The sequence below is a fragment of the Candidatus Pelagibacter sp. genome (assembly GCF_052049675.1).
GTDB lineage: Bacteria > Pseudomonadota > Alphaproteobacteria > Pelagibacterales > Pelagibacteraceae > Pelagibacter.
Genome location: NZ_JBNGZM010000001.1, coordinates 547,372 through 564,817 on the forward strand (window position 1 = coordinate 547,372; position 17,446 = coordinate 564,817).

General features: G+C 28.8%; 18 protein-coding genes and 1 tRNA gene. 9 read left to right on the top strand and 10 right to left on the bottom strand.

What is annotated here, in order from left to right; genetic code table 11:
* Positions 1 to 4: 4 nt before the first annotated feature.
* From speD to ACTT9L_RS03070, 4 genes are read right to left on the bottom strand one after another with little or no spacing between them, the layout of a single operon-like run.
* Positions 5 to 1,045 carry an adenosylmethionine decarboxylase gene (gene speD, locus ACTT9L_RS03055; protein ID WP_440927878.1) on the bottom strand — a complete coding sequence of 347 codons (1,041 nt, stop codon included), beginning with the start codon at positions 1,043 to 1,045 and terminating at the stop codon, positions 5 to 7.
* Positions 1,046 to 1,048: 3 nt separating this feature from the next.
* Positions 1,049 to 1,681, bottom strand: coding sequence for a class II aldolase/adducin family protein (locus tag ACTT9L_RS03060; RefSeq protein ID WP_440927879.1), 633 nt, complete (start codon positions 1,679 to 1,681; stop codon positions 1,049 to 1,051).
* Positions 1,678 to 2,748 (bottom strand): S-methyl-5-thioribose-1-phosphate isomerase, encoded by a 1,071-nt coding sequence (gene mtnA, locus ACTT9L_RS03065; RefSeq protein ID WP_440927880.1) that lies wholly within the window; start codon positions 2,746 to 2,748, stop codon positions 1,678 to 1,680. Before mtnA ends, ACTT9L_RS03060 begins: the two co-directional genes overlap by 4 nt.
* Positions 2,745 to 3,617, bottom strand: coding sequence for an S-methyl-5'-thioadenosine phosphorylase (locus ACTT9L_RS03070; RefSeq protein WP_440927881.1), 873 nt, complete (start codon positions 3,615 to 3,617; stop codon positions 2,745 to 2,747). Before ACTT9L_RS03070 ends, mtnA begins: the two co-directional genes overlap by 4 nt.
* A 40-nt stretch (positions 3,618 to 3,657) precedes the next feature.
* On the opposite strand from ACTT9L_RS03070, the gene ACTT9L_RS03075 reads away from it, so the two are divergent.
* The 8 genes from ACTT9L_RS03075 (at position 3,658) to ACTT9L_RS03110 (ending at position 10,466) form a co-directional block, all read left to right on the top strand.
* Entirely contained in the window at positions 3,658 to 4,185 is a 528-nt protein-coding gene (locus ACTT9L_RS03075) for an adenine phosphoribosyltransferase (RefSeq protein ID WP_440927882.1), read from the top strand.
* A gap of 40 nt (positions 4,186 to 4,225) precedes the next feature.
* Positions 4,226 to 5,239 (top strand): dTDP-glucose 4,6-dehydratase, encoded by a 1,014-nt coding sequence (gene rfbB, locus ACTT9L_RS03080; protein ID WP_440927883.1) that lies wholly within the window; start codon positions 4,226 to 4,228, stop codon positions 5,237 to 5,239.
* A complete protein-coding gene (locus ACTT9L_RS03085; protein WP_440927884.1) occupies positions 5,236 to 6,102 on the top strand; it encodes a sugar nucleotidyltransferase in 867 nt (288 codons plus the stop codon). Before rfbB ends, ACTT9L_RS03085 begins: the two co-directional genes overlap by 4 nt.
* Positions 6,103 to 6,624: a dTDP-4-dehydrorhamnose 3,5-epimerase gene (gene rfbC, locus ACTT9L_RS03090; protein WP_440927885.1), complete on the top strand. Its 522-nt coding sequence runs from the start codon at positions 6,103 to 6,105 to the stop codon at positions 6,622 to 6,624. It abuts the gene before it with no gap.
* Positions 6,624 to 7,439, top strand: coding sequence for a DUF4422 domain-containing protein (locus ACTT9L_RS03095; protein WP_440927886.1), 816 nt, complete (start codon positions 6,624 to 6,626; stop codon positions 7,437 to 7,439). Before rfbC ends, ACTT9L_RS03095 begins: the two co-directional genes overlap by 1 nt.
* A complete protein-coding gene (locus ACTT9L_RS03100) occupies positions 7,436 to 8,620 on the top strand; it encodes a class I SAM-dependent methyltransferase (protein WP_440927887.1) in 1,185 nt (394 codons plus the stop codon). The genes ACTT9L_RS03095 and ACTT9L_RS03100 overlap by 4 nt, the downstream gene beginning before the upstream one ends.
* Positions 8,617 to 9,336, top strand: a complete 720-nt coding sequence (locus ACTT9L_RS03105; RefSeq protein WP_440927888.1) for a sugar nucleotide-binding protein — start codon at positions 8,617 to 8,619, stop codon at positions 9,334 to 9,336. The genes ACTT9L_RS03100 and ACTT9L_RS03105 overlap by 4 nt, the downstream gene beginning before the upstream one ends.
* A gap of 95 nt (positions 9,337 to 9,431) precedes the next feature.
* Complete coding sequence (locus ACTT9L_RS03110; protein ID WP_440927889.1) at positions 9,432 to 10,466, top strand: GMP reductase; 1,035 nt, start codon at positions 9,432 to 9,434, stop codon at positions 10,464 to 10,466.
* A 4-nt stretch (positions 10,467 to 10,470) separates the two neighbouring features.
* On the opposite strand, the gene ACTT9L_RS03115 is transcribed toward ACTT9L_RS03110, so the two are convergent.
* From ACTT9L_RS03115 to ACTT9L_RS03140, 6 genes are all read right to left on the bottom strand, one after another.
* The gene (locus tag ACTT9L_RS03115) at positions 10,471 to 10,986 is read right to left on the bottom strand and encodes a phosphoribosyltransferase (protein ID WP_440927890.1); all 516 of its coding nucleotides are present in this window, start codon (positions 10,984 to 10,986) and stop codon (positions 10,471 to 10,473) included.
* 6 nt (positions 10,987 to 10,992) lie between these two features.
* Positions 10,993 to 11,069, bottom strand: a tRNA-Met gene (locus ACTT9L_RS03120).
* Between the two features lie 68 nt (positions 11,070 to 11,137).
* Entirely contained in the window at positions 11,138 to 11,347 is a 210-nt protein-coding gene (locus ACTT9L_RS03125) for a hypothetical protein (protein WP_440927891.1), read from the bottom strand.
* Positions 11,348 to 11,395: 48 nt separating this feature from the next.
* The gene (locus tag ACTT9L_RS03130) at positions 11,396 to 13,840 is read right to left on the bottom strand and encodes a GcvT family protein (RefSeq protein ID WP_440927892.1); all 2,445 of its coding nucleotides are present in this window, start codon (positions 13,838 to 13,840) and stop codon (positions 11,396 to 11,398) included.
* Positions 13,841 to 13,842: 2 nt separating this feature from the next.
* Positions 13,843 to 14,961, bottom strand: a complete 1,119-nt coding sequence (ald, locus tag ACTT9L_RS03135; protein WP_440927893.1) for an alanine dehydrogenase — start codon at positions 14,959 to 14,961, stop codon at positions 13,843 to 13,845.
* Between the two features lie 9 nt (positions 14,962 to 14,970).
* The gene (locus ACTT9L_RS03140) at positions 14,971 to 16,317 is read right to left on the bottom strand and encodes an aminotransferase class III-fold pyridoxal phosphate-dependent enzyme (RefSeq protein WP_440927894.1); all 1,347 of its coding nucleotides are present in this window, start codon (positions 16,315 to 16,317) and stop codon (positions 14,971 to 14,973) included.
* Positions 16,318 to 16,499: 182 nt separating this feature from the next.
* Between ACTT9L_RS03140 and ACTT9L_RS03145 the strand changes: the two genes are divergently transcribed.
* On the top strand, positions 16,500 to 17,441 hold the full coding sequence (locus ACTT9L_RS03145) for an ABC transporter substrate-binding protein (protein WP_440927895.1): 942 nt from the start codon (positions 16,500 to 16,502) through the stop codon (positions 17,439 to 17,441).
* Positions 17,442 to 17,446: the final 5 nt, after the last annotated feature.

Here is a 17,446-nt window from a genome sequence, read left to right on the forward strand (position 1 = left end):
AAAATTAATGATTTATTGATGAAGAAAAATTCCAAGAGCAATCAAAGCTAGGTATATAAACTCTTGATAATTTTGCGTTTCCAAAATTTTGATTAAAAACATTCAACCAGTTTTCAACTTGTTGTGGTTTTTTGTCTTGACTCCCTACTTGAGCAGTAATAACTCCTTTAGGTTTTAAAATTCTCACCAACGAATCCATATTCTTAGCAGCTAAATCTATACAAAATTGATCATCATTTAGATCAACAAAAATATGATCATAAGTATCATCACCAACTGACTTAATACTTTCGAAGGCGTCACCCCAAACACATTTCACAGAATTTTTTTCAGTCGCTTTTTTTCCAATATCCCCAAGGTGTTTGTTACAAACATACACAACTTCAGGATCAAGTTCATACCAATCTATGAAGTTAAAATTTTTAGAAATGCATTCTCTAGCAACTCCGCCATCTCCGCCACCAATAATTGCAGCTCTTTCATTATCTTTATTTAAATTTAAACCAGATCCTACAAATGTTGAGCTGTATAAATGCTCATCGGTTGAAGCTACTTGAATTTCTCCGTCTATAAATAAAGATTTACCAAACTGTTCTAAATCTAAAATTTCTATATGTTGACCTACTTTAGATTTGAAATCTTCTAAAACATCATTCACAATGTATGATTTTTGTAAGCCTGGCGAACTATAAATGTCATGATAAAGAGATTTTGTATCTCTATTAAATTCTTTTTTAACTATTCTTGTGTGTTCAAATTCTTTCTTTATAATATCTATCGCCACTGAAGGGTTTACTTTTCCACAAGTAAAGAAATCAAAACTTATAATCCCTTTTTCTGGAAATGTATGAAAACTCATATGACTTTCGGCTAATAAAGCAAGAATTGTAAAACCTTGAGGTTCAAATTTATATTTAGATATGTTCAGAATTGTTACTTTAGCAGCTTTTGCAATATCATTAATTACTTTTTCAAATACTTTAGGATCGTATTCTTTTGTTGTACCAATAATGTCTAGAGTTATGTGTTCTCCAACTTTAGTCATTAGCTATCCTCTTTTATAATTCTTTGCTTTGGATAAAACTTTTTTCATTTCATTAATTGAAAGAATCTTAGGCTTACCCAATTTAAGGCTCGTTATATACTGAAGGGATATATTTTCAACCTCCTCAGCAAGTTCAAATGCTTTTGACAAATTTTCCTCAAATGCAATCTGTCCGTGATTTGCAATTAAACAAGCTTTCCGACCTTTTAGTGCTTTCAAAATATTTTTTGATAATTTTCTTGTTCCAAATGTTGCGTATTTTGCACATTTGATATCATGACCTCCAGCCATTGCTACCATATAATGAAAGGAAGGTATTCCTCTCTTGTGAGTAGAAACTGCTGTAGCGCATGTTGAATGTGCATGAACAATTGCTTTTGCTTCTTTTTTGTTTCTGTAAATATCTTGATGAAACTTCCATTCAGATGAAGGAATTCCTTTTTTTTTATCAAAGTATCCGTTTATGGAAACAAAAACTATATCATTGTTCTTTAATGTTGAATATTTTTTTCCTGAAGGAGTAATTAAAAAACCATCTTTGTACCTTGATGAAATATTGCCAGATCTTAATGCTGATAACTTTTTTGAATTCAGCATTTTTGAATATTTTATTATTTCAGATCTTAAATTTTTCATTTGAATAATTTTTTTAAACCGTCAAATGAAGCTTCAATAGTCGCTCTTTCAGTAATTAATCCTGTCACATATTTTGCAGGTGTAACATCAAATGCTAAGTTCATTACTTTACTTTTATTAGGATATATCAAAACTTTCTTAATTTGATTATTCTCATCAATGCCTTCGATGTGAGATAATTCTTCCGAATTTCTTTCCTCTATTGGGATATCTTTGGCATCTTTTATATCCCAATCTATTGTTGAGCTAGGAAGGGCTACATAAAAAGGAACGTTATTATCATGAGCGGCTAATGCTTTAAGATAAGTTCCAATTTTATTACAAACGTCTCCATTGGATAAAGTCCTATCAGTACCTACAATGCACATATCAACTTCACGCCTTTGCATTAAAATACCCCCTGTATTATCAGCAATAATTGTGTTTGGAATTTCCTCTTCGTTTAATTCGTATGAAGTTAAGTTTGCACCTTGATTTCTTGGTCGTGTTTCATCTACCCATACATGAACTGGTATTCCTTTTTTATGAGCATGGTAAATTGGCGATGTTGCTGTACCCCAATTAATAGTTGCTAACCAACCTGCATTACAATGTGTTAATATATTTACTGTATCTTTCTTTTTATTATAAATTTCTTCAATTATTTTTAATCCATTAATACCTATTTTTTCACAAAACTTTTCGTCTTCATCACATATTTCTTTTGCCTCGTTTAAAGCTATACTTAATATTTGATCACTGTTAATTCCTGCTAATTTTTTTAACATTCGTTCTACAGCCCACTTAAGATTAATAGCAGTAGGTCTTGATTGAGTTAATTCTTCTGCACTTTTTTTTATAAATTCTGAATCATTATTTTCTTGAGCTGCTAAAGCTAGACCATAAGCAGCTGTTGCCCCAATTAGAGGTGCGCCTCTTACCTCCATTACTTTAATTGCATTTATTGCATCATTTATAGTTTTAAGTTCTTTAATTACAAATTGGTGAGGAAGTTTTGTTTGATCAATAATCTTAACAACATTATTTTCAAACCAAATAGTTCTATACTCTTTTCCTTCTATTCTCATTTATTTAAAACTCTACCTGCTACAGTTTTTAATTTATCTATAGTCTTTTTTGTTCTTTTTTCCGGAGCAGTAATAATAGCTACATCTAAACAATTGTTTGTTGGATCATTAGGATCAATATGATCTTCAAAATTATCAATTAAATTTTTAATCATAATTTTTGCTTTTTCCGCGTTTCCTAACAAAACTTTAATTACTTGTTGAACATCAACATTTTGATGATCTGGATGCCAACAATCAAAATCTGTTACCATAGACACTGACGCATATCTAATTTCAGCTTCTCTTGCTAATTTTGCCTCAGGCATATTTGTCATTCCAATTACATCTGCTTTCCAAGATCTATATAAATTAGACTCTGCTAACGTAGAAAATTGAGGCCCTTCCATAACTACATATGTTCCATTTCTTTGATAGTCTATGTTTGATTTTTTAATTGCTTCTTCACATGCATTCATTAATCCGTTAGAGGTTGGGTTAGCCATTGATACATGAGAAACAATCTCATCATCAAAAAAAGTTTTATTTCTTACAAAAGTCCTATCTATAAATTGATCTACAATTACAAATTTTCCAGGAGGTAAATTTTCTTTAAGAGAACCAACAGCTGATACAGAAACAATATCTGTTACCCCTAACTGCTTAAGTGCATCTATATTTGCTCTAAAATTTATATTTGAAGGAGAAACAAAATGTCCCTTTCCGTGTCTTGGTAGAAAATAAATTTCCTTACTATTATATTTGGTTTTTAAAATCTGATCAGAAGGTTTTCCCCAGGGTGTTTGTAAATCAAGTAACTCTCTTTCTTTGAATTCCTCAACATCATAAAGACCACTACCACCAATTATTGCTAATTTATTTGTTGTCATAATTAAAATATTATTTATTTATACTTTTATAATTATTATTATGAACTTAAAAGATTATATTAGATCTATACCTGACTATCCAAAAAAAGGCATTTTATTTAGAGATATAACTACTTTAATCAAAAATGAAAATGCATTTGCAGAAACAATTAATCAGATTGTTAAAAGATCGAAAAAATATAATTTTACAAAAATTGCTGCAATTGAATCTAGAGGTTTCGTGTTTGCCTCTGCTGTTTCTTATGTTCTTAAAAAACCATTTATTATGCTTAGAAAAAAAAATAAATTACCAGCAGATGTCCACTCAGTAGATTTTGAGCTTGAATATGGTACTGCAACAATTGAAGTTCACAAAGATTCAATAAATGAAAAAGACAATGTGTTGATTATTGATGATCTAATTGCTACCGGCGGGACTGCTGAAGCAGCTGCAAAATTAATAGAAATTTCAGGTGGAAAAGTATCTTGTTTTATTTTTGTAATAAATCTTTTTGATTTAAATGGTTCAGATAAATTAGTTAAAAATAGTTATAATGTTGAGAATTTAATTGAGTTTCCGGGGCACTAACACAAATAAAACATAATTATAATTAAAAGATAAAAAATAAATGAAAAAAATAATAGTAACGGGAGGCCTAGGATTTATTGGAAGTAATCTAATAGAAATTCTTTTAAAAAAAAAATACTATGTAATTAATTTAGATAATGCTTCATATTCTTCTAATTTTTATAATACTAAAGAATTTAGTAATTTGAAAAATTATAAATTTATTAAATGTGATATTGGAGAAAAAAAATTTAAAAATATAATTTTCAAATATAAACCAATTTGTATATTTAATTTAGCAGCTGAGACCCATGTAGATAGATCTATAGATAGTGCTGAAAAATTTATAAAAAGTAATATTGTTGGTGTATATAATTTACTTGAATGCTTTAAATTATTTTCAAAAAAAAATAAATCAAAGTTAATCCACGTTTCTACTGATGAAGTATTTGGTGATATCCTGAAAGGTAGATCAAGTGAAACTTATCCTTATAGACCTAGCTCACCATATTCAGCAAGTAAAGCAGCTTCAGACCATTTAGTCAGTTCATATGTTAGAACGTATAAGATACCAGCAATTGTAACTAATTGCTCAAACAATTATGGTCCAAAACAGCATCCAGAAAAGTTAATTCCTAAATTAATTTATAACATATTTAATAATAGATCGTTGCCTATATATGGAAAAGGCAATAACTCAAGAGAATGGATATATGTTAAGGATCACTGTGAGGCATTATATAAAATTTTTCTCAAAGGCAAGATTGGCGAATTTTATAATATTGGTTCAAATAAAAATTTAAGTAATTTAAATGTCTGTAAAGAATTACTTCAAACCTCAAAAAATTTCATCAGAATAAAAAATAAAGTAAAAATAAATTTTATTAAAGATAGACCAGGACATGATTTTAGATATGCTTTAAATAGTAACAAAATCAAAAAACAACTTAAATGGAAACCTAAAACTAAATTTAAGAAAGGATTAAAACTAACTGTCGAATGGTATTATAAAAATAAATCTTATTATCAAATGCTATCAAAAAAAGATATAACAAGTAGATTGGGTAAAATATGATTAAAAAAGGAATTATTCTTGCTGGAGGAAAGGGAACAAGGATGAGTCCTTTAACTAAAGCAGTAAACAAACAGCTGCTCCCAATATATGATAAACCTTTAATATTTTACCCTCTTTCAATATTAATGTTAGCTAATATTAGAGATATACTAATTATAGTTAATAAAGGACAACTAGATCAATACAAAAAAATCTTACCAAATGGAAAAAATTTAGGTTTAAAAATAAGATATGAGGAACAAGATAAACCTCGAGGTTTACCAGATGCTTTTCTAATAGGAGAAAAATTTATTGAAAATAAAAATGTTGCACTCATTCTTGGTGATAATTTTTTTTATGGTCAGAATTTGACTAAAAGTTTAGTAAAATCATCAAAAATAAAAAATGGTGCAAAAATATTTCTTCATAAAGTTCTTAAACCCGAATTATTTGGGGTAGCAAAAGTTAACAAAAATAAAAAGATTATTTCCATCAAAGAAAAACCAAAAAAATTTTTTTCAGATTATGCAATTACAGGATTATATTTTTTTGATAAAAACGTTGTTAAATTTGCAAAAACATTAAAAAAATCTCTTAGAGGAGAATTGGAAATAGTTGATTTATTAAACATCTATAAGAAAAGAAATGCTTTAAATGCTGATTTTATTGGTAGAGGTGGTGCATGGTTAGATACAGGGACCATGGAAGATTATTATAAAACAATTTCTTTTGTGTCAGCGATTGAAAATAGACAGGGTTTAAAAATTGCTTGTCTAGAAGAAATTGCACTTAGTAAAAAATGGGTGAAGAAAAAAAATATTAATCAAGCAATTAAATTTTATGGAAATTGTGATTATTCCAAATACTTAAAAAAATTAATTTAAATGAAAATTTTAAAAACAAAATTTAAAGGATTGCTTATTTTTAAATCAAAAAATTTTACTGATAAGAGAGGATATTTTAGAGAAATTGCTCATCAAAAAAAAATAAATGAAAAATTGATATTTACAGTTGTATCTAAGTCAAAAAAAAATGTTTTAAGAGGTTTGCACATGCAAACAAAATTTATGCAAGGTAAGTATGTTTCTGTAGTTAAAGGAGAAATTTTAGATGTAGCTGTAGACTGTAGAAAAAATTCTAAAACGTATGGTGAACATTTCAAAATTAAATTAAGTCAAAAAAATTCAAAATCGATTTATATACCCCCTGGATTTTTACATGGTTTTTTAGGTAAGAAAAAAGAAAATATTATCGTTTATAGCTGTACAAATTATAGAAATAAAAATTCTGAAATAAGTGTTTCTTGGAAAGATAAAGACCTAGCTATTAATTGGGAAATTCGAAAACCAATATTATCAAATAAGGATGCTAAAAATAGTATACCATTTAATAAATTAAAAATTTAATGAATAATCTCAAAATGTTTTGCATCTGTATTCATGATGACCTTTTATCAAAAGTGAAATCTTTAAATTATATACCAGTAGGCTTGGGGGATGAAAAGTATAGAGATGATTGGTTAAGAGATAATACTGGAGATAATATATCTAAAAAGAATAAATTTTATGGTGAACATACATTTCATTATTGGTTATGGAAAAATAAAATTGAAACTTTAGAAAATGACAAATGGATAGGTTTCTGTGCTTATAGAAGATTTTGGTTGAATGAAAATGGTAAATATCTTCAAAAAAGATTTGGTGATCAAGTCTTAAGTAAAATACCTAAAAGCTGGAATAATTACGATGTAATTTTAGGAGATCATACAAAAGTTGATCACTTTAAATGGAGTAAAGTGTTAAAATATGGAAAATTGGCTTTTCTAAGAAATCCTAAATCTTTTATGAAAAGTGGACGAAGTATTAGATTTCATTTTGACATGTTTCATGGAAATGGAATTTTGGATACTGCGATAGACCAATTAAATCATAGTGATAGAGAGAGTTTTAGAGAATATGTAAAAAGTAATACATCCTATAACCAAGGGAATATGTTTATTTGTAGATCAAAATTATTAATGAGTGATTATTACAAAACAATATTTGAATGGTTATTTAGATGTGAAAAAATATTTGGCTTTAACTTGGAAGGTTATGGCAAAATAAGAATTTATGCATTTTTAGCAGAAAGATTTTTACCATATTGGTTTTGTAAATATTCAAATTATTTAGAATGGCCAATTATTTTTAATGATTTAAGAAATGAGAATTTAAAAGTATGACTAAAATAACTTTTTTAAATCTTGGAAATCAACCTTTAGCAAACAACTACCTGTCAAAAAAAAATATAAATAAAAAAGAAAAAAAATATCAACTTAATGTTTGTGTTGATAAAAAAACTAATCTTGTATCAATTAAAAAAACGTTTTCTAGTAAAACAATGTTTAATAATAAATATCCTTATAGATCATCTATGTCAAAAACAATGACAAAATCATTTAAGACACTAGCTCAATATATAAAAAAAAAATATAAACCTAATATAGTTTTAGAGATTGGTAGTAATGATGGAGCATTTATAAAAAATTTTAAAAAGAATAAAACAATAGGAATTGAACCATGTAGTAATATTGAAAAGTTAACAAAAAAACTTAATTATAATACTTTCTCAGATTATTGGTCAAAAAAATTAGCAAAAAAAATTTTAAAAAAATTTGGTAAAGTAGATTTAATTTATTCTGCAAATACAATTAGCCATATTAAAAATTTAAATGAAGTTTTTAATGCTATTAATGTAGTGCTTAATGATGAGGGCATATTAATAATTGAAGACCCCTCTTTGCTAGAATGTATTAAAAGAAATACATATGATCAATTTTATAATGAGCATATATATGTTTTTTCAACTATTGCATTAGAAAATATTTTAAAATTACATAATTTACAAATTTTTAAAATTGAAAAATTAAATATCCACGGAGGTAGTAATAGATACTTTATCAAAAAATCCTTTAGTAAAAGAAAAATAAATAATTCTGTAATATTTAATAAGAAAAAAGAAAATGATTACGGTTTAAAAAAAATAATAACTTATAGAAAATTTGCTTCTAGAGTTAAACTTTCTAAAATTAAACTTAACAAAATATTAAGTAAAATAAAAAAAGATAATCAAAAAATAATTGGTTATGGCGCAACTGCAAAATCTACAACAATTTTAAATTATTGTAATATTGGTAATACAAAAATAGAATATTTTTTAGATACAACAAAAGATAAGCAAAACAAATACACTCCAGGAACAAAAATTCCAATACTTAAATACAATAATTTAATTGATGATAATATAAAATATGTTTTTCTTGGCGCCTGGAATTTTAAAAATGAAATTTTTAAAAAAGAAAAAGTATTTATAAAAAGAGGTGGAAAATTTATAACCCATACTCCTTTTCCAAGAATAATATGAAAAAAATTGTATTCACTGGAGGTAGTAGTAGGTTTGTAAAGGTATTTAGGAAATTAAATAACAAAGATTATTTATTTTTTTATCCTTCAAGAAAAAAACTCAATATTGAAAATATAAAATCAATAAAACAATATTTTTCAAAAATAAAACCAGATTATTTAATTCATTGTGCTGCTTTATCCAGACCTATGAATATACATGAAAAAAATATCATAAAAAGTATTGATACAAATATAATTGGAACATCAAACGTTGTAAAAACATGTAAATTATTTAATACAAAAATAATATATTTTTCCACAAACTATGTTTATGAAGGAAAAAAAGGAAATTATAAAGAAACTGATCCAGTTTTGCCTATAAATAAATATGCCATTTCTAAGTTAGGTGGTGAATGTGCGGTACAATTGTATGAAAACTCTCTTATATTAAGAATTTGCATGACTGAAAAACCATTTATACATAAGAAGGCATTCAAAGATGTTGAAATGAATTTTATGTTTCAAGAAGATTTGGCTAAAAATTTAACAAAAATTATTGATGAAAAAGGGATAATAAATGTAGGAGGAAAAAAACAAACTGTTTTTAATTTTGCAAAAACATTCAACAAAAAAATAAAATCCATCTCTGCAAGAAAATTATTTAATAAAAACTATCCTACAAAACAATCAATGAATGTAGATAAGTTTAAAAGTTGTATTAAAAATATTAAATAATATTGTTAAATCTAATAAATATATTTTTTTAAGGACTTATCCACAGGTAATTAATTAATTTGAAATAAGTATTTATAGATATAACTTTAATTCTTATGAGAATTGAGGAAGAATTAAAACTAGATTATTCAGATGTACTATTTAGGCCTAAAAGAAGTACATTAAAAAGCCGTAAAGACGTAAATCTTTTTAGAACGTACAGATTCAAATATAGCAAAAATGAATGGTCAGGTATTCCAATAATGGCAGCAAACATGGATGGTGTTGGAGAGTTAAGTGTCGCTGAAAAATTAAATGAATATGGAATGATTACCTCATTAACAAAACAACATGATGTTAAAAAAATTAAACAAAATAAAAATATAAAAAAAATATATCCAAATATTGCACTTAGTGTTGGTATAAAAAAAGAAGATTTTCTAAATTTAGATAAAGTTTTAAAAGAATTTGGTTTTTTTAAATTTATTTGTATTGACGTTGCTAATGGATACACAGAGCATTTTACTAATTTCATTAAATCAGTAAGAGATAAATATCCAACCAAAACAATCATTGCTGGTAACGTAGTAACAGCTGATATGACTCAAGAATTAGTTTTAAGTGGAGCAGATATTGTTAAAGTTGGAATTGGACCTGGAAGTGTTTGCACAACAAGAATTCAAACTGGTGTAGGCTATCCGCAATTAAGTGCAGTAATCGAATGTGCAGATGCAGCACATGGACTAGGTGCACATGTAATTGCAGATGGAGGGTGCACATGTCCAGGTGATGTTGCCAAAGGTTTTGGAGGTGGTGCAGATTTTGTAATGCTTGGAGGTTTGCTGGCTGGACATGATGAAGGAAATGGTAAAATTGTTAAAGTTAATGGAGAAAAATATATAGAATTTTATGGATCTAGTTCTGAAGTTGCTAATAAAAAACATTATGGCGGATTATCAGATTATCGAAGTAGTGAAGGACGTAAAGTAAGAGTAAAATATAGAGGTAAAATTAATGATACAATCTTAAATATTCTTGGAGGTGTAAGAAGCAGTTGTACTTATGTTGGTGCACCTTCACTTAAACAATTAAGTAAATGTACAACATTTGTTAGAGTGTCAAATCAGTTTAATGATAGTTTAATAAAATAATTAATTATTTAAATTTAAAATCTTTTATATTTGTAGTTTCATATTTCTCAAAAGGCATATGAATCCAGGGAGAATCTTTTAAGTAATCTACAGAATAATCAGGTTTAAATTTTGAAGTTGATTTGTGCCATATAACTGCAGTTTTAATTTTTTCTTCTAAATAAAATCCATAAAAGTGCTCTAACCATTTAATACTTTTAATTAAAGTTTTCCCCGAATCTGCTAAATCATCAACTAATAAAACATGTGAGCCTAAATTTGGAGTAGTTTTTGCTAAATCTCTTGAAAAAGTAAACTGTCCTTGTTGATTTTTAATATCATCACTATCACCATGATAAGACTCAACAGATAATATAGCTAAAGGAATATTGAAAAGTCTACTAAAAACGTCTCCTACTCTCAATCCACCTTTTGCAATACAAATAATTTGATTAAATTTTAAATTGTCCTCGTGAATTTTTTTAGCCAATTGCTCAATCTTATTGTGATAATCATCCCAAGTTATATAAATATCTTTCATAATTCATGGTAGCGGGAAGTGGGATCGAACCACTGACCTCGGGCTTATGAGTCCCGCGCTCTAACCAACTGAGCTACCCCGCCTTAATTGATTAATGATTTATAATATAAATCTTTTTTGTTTCAATAAACTTTTTAAATCAAATTCCAAACTAAATAATAAAATAAACAGCTAATGAGCTAACTAAACCAGCTAAAATAATTGAAAAAAAAATTCTTTTTTTTAAAGTTCTTTTTTCATCTAATCTTACTCTATTAAGTAAAATATTTACATCAGTAGTTTTTATCTTATCTGATTTTAAATCATTCTTTAAAGAAATATCAGAATTAAATAACGAATTATCTTGATCTTTTTTTTCCACAGTTAATTTAACCAGGTAATTAGCCTAAATACAATAAAATTGGATAAACTAAGCTCCTCTAAAATCTTTTGTATTTAACGGTTTTGAGAGAATTTCGACTGGGTATTTGATCTTCTCAACTTCGATAAATAAATTTTTGTCTTTAAGCGTTTCTATTGTGTTTCCTGAATTAACGTAGCCAAATGACAAATTTTTATCAAAGCAGAATGAATAATTACCTGATGTTGTTTTTCCAATTATTTTATCATCTAGATAAATGGGTTCGTCATGTAACAACAAAGGTACACCGGGTTTGCTATCTTTTAATGTAAACATCATCATTGTTTTCTCTAAAGATTTATCTTTAATTTTAAGTAAAGCATCTTTTCCAATAAAATTAGTATTTTTTTTAAAACTAATAGTAAACTTTAAACCAGCTTGATACTGATTTTCTTCTGGGGAAATATCATGGCCCCAGTGTAAAAAACCACTTTCCATTCTCATTATATCCATTGCATGCATGCCACAATGAGATAAGTCAAAATTTTTACCTTCTTCAATCAGAATTTTATATAACTTTAATGCATTTTCTTTATTGACATATAATTCAAAGCCAAGTTCACCAACATAAGATATTCTTTGTGCCCAAACTTTAATATCAAGTATGTTTATATTTTTACCTGTACTAAATTTAAAATTTTCAGAACTAAAATCGTCACTACTTATCTTTTGAATCATATTTCTACTTTTAGGACCAAACAAGCCAAGGCAACAAATGTTTTCAGTGACATCAACAAACACAACTTCATCAGACAAATGTTTAAGGATATGATGTTTATCTCTTTCTCTTGTGGATGCTGAACTAACTATTCTAAAATGATTTTTATCTATACAAACAACCGTTAAATCTGTTTCAATACCACCATCTTCATTTAGCATGTGAGTATAAGTGGATTTACCAATTTCATTTTTAATATGAGCTGTACAAATTTTTTGTAAATTACTATGAGTTTTTTCACCTTTTAAGTCAAATTTAGAAAAAGATGAAAAATCAAACAGCCCAACATTTTTTCGCGCATTTGTTGTTTCATATTTTGCTGATGGGTACCAATTTTGATAATTGAAACTATATTTATATGCTGATTTTTCTCCATTTAAGGAATACCACATAGGTCTTTCAAAACCTCCTGCTACACCAAAACAAGCTCCTGCTTTTTTTAATTCATCATGATAAGGTAATAATTTTACATTTCTTGATGTTGAGTGTTGTTTAAAAGGCCAATGCATACCATAAAGGTCCCCCAAAGTTTCGGTAACCCTATCCATGATAAATTTTTTTGAAGAATGAAACTTTTGAAATCTTTTAATATCTAGCGAAAATAAATCTTCATTTATATGACCATTAATCATCCATTCAGCTGTAACTCTACCTGCACCTCCTGAACTTGCGATTCCGATACTATTAAAACCACAACAAGTATAAAGATTTTTTACTTCAGGTGTTTCTCCAAGTAAATACTGTGTATCAGGAGTAAATGACTCAGGTCCTGAAAAAAATTTTCTTATTCCTACGTTTTCTAACATCGGAAGTCTGAGAAAAGATTTCTCAAGATAAAGTTCAAAGTGATCAAAATCATCAGGAAATTCTCCAAATGAAAAATCATCAGGAACTCTGCCACTATCTTTAAAAGCAGGTTTTGCATTAGGTTCAAAAATTCCAACTAACATTTTTCCAGCATCTTCTTTTAGATAAAGACAAGCATTGTAATCCCTTAAAACAGGTAAATCTTTTGGAAGATCTTTCATTGACTCTGTAATGATATAGAAGTGTTCATTAGGATATAAAGGAACACTAACACCAATATCTTCTCCAATTTGTCTTGACCACATTCCTGTAGCTAAAACTACATATTCACAATCAATTTTTCCTTTAGAAGTTTCAACGCCACATATTCTTTTATTTCTTAATAAAATTTTTTTTACTGGTGTCTTCTCAAATATTTGAACACCCGACATTTTAGCTGCTTTAGCCAATACATTGGTAACTCCAACAGGATCTGCCTGACCATCTTTTGGCATATATACACCACCTACTAGATCCTGATTTTCTACTACTGGATATAATTCTTTTATTCTTTGTTGATTTAAAACCTCAACTTCAACATTAGATAGTTGTGCAGTTGTAGCTTGCCTTAACAACTCCTGCATTCTTTCTTTGGAAGAGGCTACTGTTATTGATCCATTCTGTTTAAGGCCAGTTGATAAACCTGTTATTTTTTCTAACTCTTTATAAAGATCTAAAGAATATTTTCTTAATTTTGTAATTGTAGAAGTTGCTCCTAATTGCCCTATTAAACCTGCTGCATGCCAGGTTGTACCAGAGGTTAATTGATCTCTTTCTAATAAAACTACATCTTTCCAACCAAAATTGGCTAAATGGTAAGCACAAGAAGTGCCAGCAACACCACCTCCTATTACAACTACCTTTGCGCTTGAAGGATAGTTTTTTTCCATTTCTAATGTTTGATAGCTTCTCCGGGTTCTACAAAACTATGCCCAAAGACATCTGCAACAGCCTTATAGGTTACTTGACCTTTATGAACATTTAACCCTGCTAAAAAGTTTTTATCTTCACTTAATGCTTTTTGATAACCTTTGTTAGCAAGTTTAACTAAGAAAGGTAAAGTTGCATTATTTAATGCCAATGTTGATGTTCTAGGAACACCACCAGGCATATTTGCTACACAATAATGAACTACATCATCAACTATATAAGTTGGATCACCGTGTGTTGTAGGTTTACTTGTTTCAACACATCCACCTTGATCTATAGCAACATCAACAATTACAGAACCTCTTTTCATTGTTTTAATCATTTCTTTGGTAATTAATTTTGGTGCTTCTGCACCTGGAATTAATACTCCGCCTACTAAAAGATCTGCCTCAGCAACTAGTTTATCTAAATCGGTTTTATCACTTTGTTCTGGAATAATTTTATCTCCAAACATTTCAACAAGTTGTTTTAATCTAGTCTCTGATTTATCTACAATATGAACTTTAGCTTGCATACCAGTTGCAATCACAGCAGCATTTTCTCCAACAACTCCTCCACCTAATATAACTACCGTTCCACCTGTTACACCTGGTGCACCACCTAAGAGTAAGCCTCTACCGCTTTGGTTTTTCTCCAAACAATGAGCACCTGCTTGTACAGACATTCTTCCTGCAACTGCACTCATAGGCGCAAGTAAAGGCAATCTTCCATTATCATCTGTAACTGTTTCGTATGCTATATTAATACTTTTAGATTTTATTAACCCCTCGGTTAATTCCTTTGCAGCAGCTAAATGAAAATAAGTATATACAATTTGATTTTCTCTTATCATATCTACTTCCACTTTTTGTGGCTCTTTAACTTTAACTATTATTTCTGTATCATTAAAAATATCAGCTGCTGTATCAGCAATTTTAGCTCCAGCTTTTATATATTGATCATTCTCAAATCCAGCTTCAAATCCACCATTGTTTTCAACCAATACTTCATGACCTTCTGAAACTAAAGTTTTAACACTGTCAGGTGTTAAACCAATTCTATTTTCCTGAGGTTTTATTTCTTTAGGAACTCCAATTTTCATAAACAAAAATTAATTCTTTTTGCTTTTTGCGTAATTTGTTATTCCAGTTCTAAGTTTTTCGATAATCTCATCAATGTGTTTTTTTTCACAAATAAACATAGGAGCAATAATTAAACAATCACCTGTAGCTTTGAAATTTACACCTGCTTCATAGCAATGTTTAAAACAAGTAAGTCCTGCAGCACCTGGTTTTTTGTCCGTAACAATATCTATACCACCCATCATTCCATAACCTCTAATGTTATCAACAACATCAATATCTTTTAAAGACATTAAACCTTCTTGGAAATAAGGTGCTAAATTTTTAGCTCTATTGAAAATATCATCTTTCTCAATGATGTCTTGTACAGCTAGTCCAGCAGCTACAGAAATTGGAATTCCTGAATAAGTATATCCATGAAATAATTCTATTGTTCCTTTTGGAGCATTTTCTGCAATAGCATCATAAATATCTTCTTTACACGCAACAACACCCATTGGACTAATCCCGTTTGTAGTAGCTTTTGCCATTGTCATCATGTCTGGTGTTACACCATACTCTTGTGATGCAAATGGAGAACCAGTTCTTCCCCAACCCGTTATTACTTCGTCAAAAATTAAAAGTATTCCATGTTTATCACAAATCTCTCTTAATCTTTGTAGATATCCTTTTGGTGGAACTAATGTACCTGTTGATCCTGCAATAGGTTCAACAATACAAGCTGCTATATTTTCAGCTCCAAAGTTCATACAAATTCTTTCTAAATCTTCCGCTAACTCAACACCTGTTTCAGGTTGACCACTTACAAACTTATGCTCTGGCAAATGTGTATGTCTCATATGAACAACACCTGGCATTAAAACACTTGCAAAAGTTTTAACATTATTCACCATACCACCTACAGAGGTCGCACCAATATTCATTCCATGATAACCTCTTTCTCTTCCTACAAATCTAAATCTTTGACTATCTCCTCTTGCTCTATGATATGCTATCGCAATCTTGATTGCAGTCTCAACAGCTGTTGATCCACAAATAGTATAAAACATTCTATTTAGATTTCCCGGAGTATGTTTTGAAATCCTTGTTGCTAGTTCAAATGATCCTCCAAAACCTTGTTGGAAAGGTTGACAATAATCTAAAGTTTTTAATTGATTTGTTATTGCATCAATAATTTCTTGTCTACCATGACCTAATGGATTACAAAATAATCCAGAACTTGCATCAATTTGAGTTTGACCTTGATGGTTTTTTAAATACACACCTTTTGCCTCAACAATTAATCTTGGGTTCTCTTTGAAGTCTTTGTTGGATGTAAATGGCATCCAATGCTCATTTAAAGAATTTGGAATTGCTGTTTTGTTTTGTGTGCTCATAAAAATTTTTTTCTATAAAATAATTTAATTTAATCTTAAAGCCTCTTTAGACTAAAATAAATGGATTAACTACCACATTATTGACACAACCAAAGATTGTATAAGTTTCTTTTTTTGTTTTACTTCGAGCTCAATTTAAACTTAAATATCGATAATTTAATTAATTAAACATAGGGGAATAAATGAAAAAAATACTAAGTTTTATTCTAGGATCTATTTTTGCACTTAACCTATCAATTTCAGTTGCTAATTCAGCTGCAAATGAAGTTAGAGTTGCATATTTTTTAGAATGGCCAAGTCCAAATTTAGAGGACATGCAAAAAAAGAATTTTGCTAAAGCTCTTGGTGTTCCAGTAAAATGGACAAACTTCACTAATGGTGGAGCTATGACTGATGCAATGTTAGCAGGAGATATTGATATTTCTTACTCTCAAGGATTAGTGCCTTTTATCAATGCTGTAAAATCTAATGCACCTATCAAATTAGTTGATATTGCTATGGAATACGGAATGGGTGGAACTACTTGTGTTACATCTAACGCTTCTGGAATTACAAAAGCAAACGCCACTGAATTGGAAGGTAAAAAGGTTGCTGTTCCATTAGGAACAATGGCTGAATACGTTTTTGATGAAAGCATGAAAGTTGTTGGTGCTGACAGAGGTAAAATGGATATTATTCAAATGGACCCTGAAGAAGGTGCTGCTGCATTAGTAAGCGGTGATGTTGTTATGGCATGTTTATTTGGTGGTAATTCTATCAAAGCTGCAACTGCAGTTGGTTCAAGACTTTTAACAGTTCAAGAAGCTAGAGATGCTGGTATTTTAGGTATTGATATTACTTCAGTAACTGACAAGTTTATGAAAGAAAATCCAGGTATGTTGAGAACTTTTATCGAAGTAACTCATGAAGCAAATGCTAGATACGCTGCAGGAAAAAGTGATATGAATTCAATGTCTAAAGCATCTGAAATGAAAGTTGCAGATATGAAAGATACTTTAAGCGGATTTAAATTCTTAACTCCAGAAGAAACTAAATCATCTATGGAAAGTGGAAATCTACATAAGTTCCTAGAAGGAATGGGAACTCCAGGTGGAAACGTAGATACTAGTTTCTTACCTTTATAATTTTA

Excerpts from the sequence above, each read along its gene's own strand:
- speD (WP_440927878.1), bottom strand. The coding sequence starts at position 1,045 with ATGACTAAAGTTGGAGAACACATAACTCTAGACATTATTGGTACAACA.
- ACTT9L_RS03060 (WP_440927879.1), bottom strand. The coding sequence starts at position 1,681 with ATGAAAAATTTAAGATCTGAAATAATAAAATATTCAAAAATGCTGAAT.
- mtnA (WP_440927880.1), bottom strand. The coding sequence starts at position 2,748 with ATGAGAATAGAAGGAAAAGAGTATAGAACTATTTGGTTTGAAAATAAT.
- ACTT9L_RS03070 (WP_440927881.1), bottom strand. The coding sequence starts at position 3,617 with ATGACAACAAATAAATTAGCAATAATTGGTGGTAGTGGTCTTTATGAT.
- ACTT9L_RS03075 (WP_440927882.1), top strand. The coding sequence starts at position 3,658 with ATGAACTTAAAAGATTATATTAGATCTATACCTGACTATCCAAAAAAA.
- rfbB (WP_440927883.1), top strand. The coding sequence starts at position 4,226 with ATGAAAAAAATAATAGTAACGGGAGGCCTAGGATTTATTGGAAGTAAT.
- ACTT9L_RS03085 (WP_440927884.1), top strand. The coding sequence starts at position 5,236 with ATGATTAAAAAAGGAATTATTCTTGCTGGAGGAAAGGGAACAAGGATG.
- rfbC (WP_440927885.1), top strand. The coding sequence starts at position 6,103 with ATGAAAATTTTAAAAACAAAATTTAAAGGATTGCTTATTTTTAAATCA.
- ACTT9L_RS03095 (WP_440927886.1), top strand. The coding sequence starts at position 6,624 with ATGAATAATCTCAAAATGTTTTGCATCTGTATTCATGATGACCTTTTA.
- ACTT9L_RS03100 (WP_440927887.1), top strand. The coding sequence starts at position 7,436 with ATGACTAAAATAACTTTTTTAAATCTTGGAAATCAACCTTTAGCAAAC.
- ACTT9L_RS03105 (WP_440927888.1), top strand. The coding sequence starts at position 8,617 with ATGAAAAAAATTGTATTCACTGGAGGTAGTAGTAGGTTTGTAAAGGTA.
- ACTT9L_RS03110 (WP_440927889.1), top strand. The coding sequence starts at position 9,432 with ATGAGAATTGAGGAAGAATTAAAACTAGATTATTCAGATGTACTATTT.
- ACTT9L_RS03115 (WP_440927890.1), bottom strand. The coding sequence starts at position 10,986 with ATGAAAGATATTTATATAACTTGGGATGATTATCACAATAAGATTGAG.
- ACTT9L_RS03130 (WP_440927892.1), bottom strand. The coding sequence starts at position 13,840 with ATGGAAAAAAACTATCCTTCAAGCGCAAAGGTAGTTGTAATAGGAGGT.
- ald (WP_440927893.1), bottom strand. The coding sequence starts at position 14,961 with ATGAAAATTGGAGTTCCTAAAGAAATAAAACCTCAGGAAAATAGAATT.
- ACTT9L_RS03140 (WP_440927894.1), bottom strand. The coding sequence starts at position 16,317 with ATGAGCACACAAAACAAAACAGCAATTCCAAATTCTTTAAATGAGCAT.
- ACTT9L_RS03145 (WP_440927895.1), top strand. The coding sequence starts at position 16,500 with ATGAAAAAAATACTAAGTTTTATTCTAGGATCTATTTTTGCACTTAAC.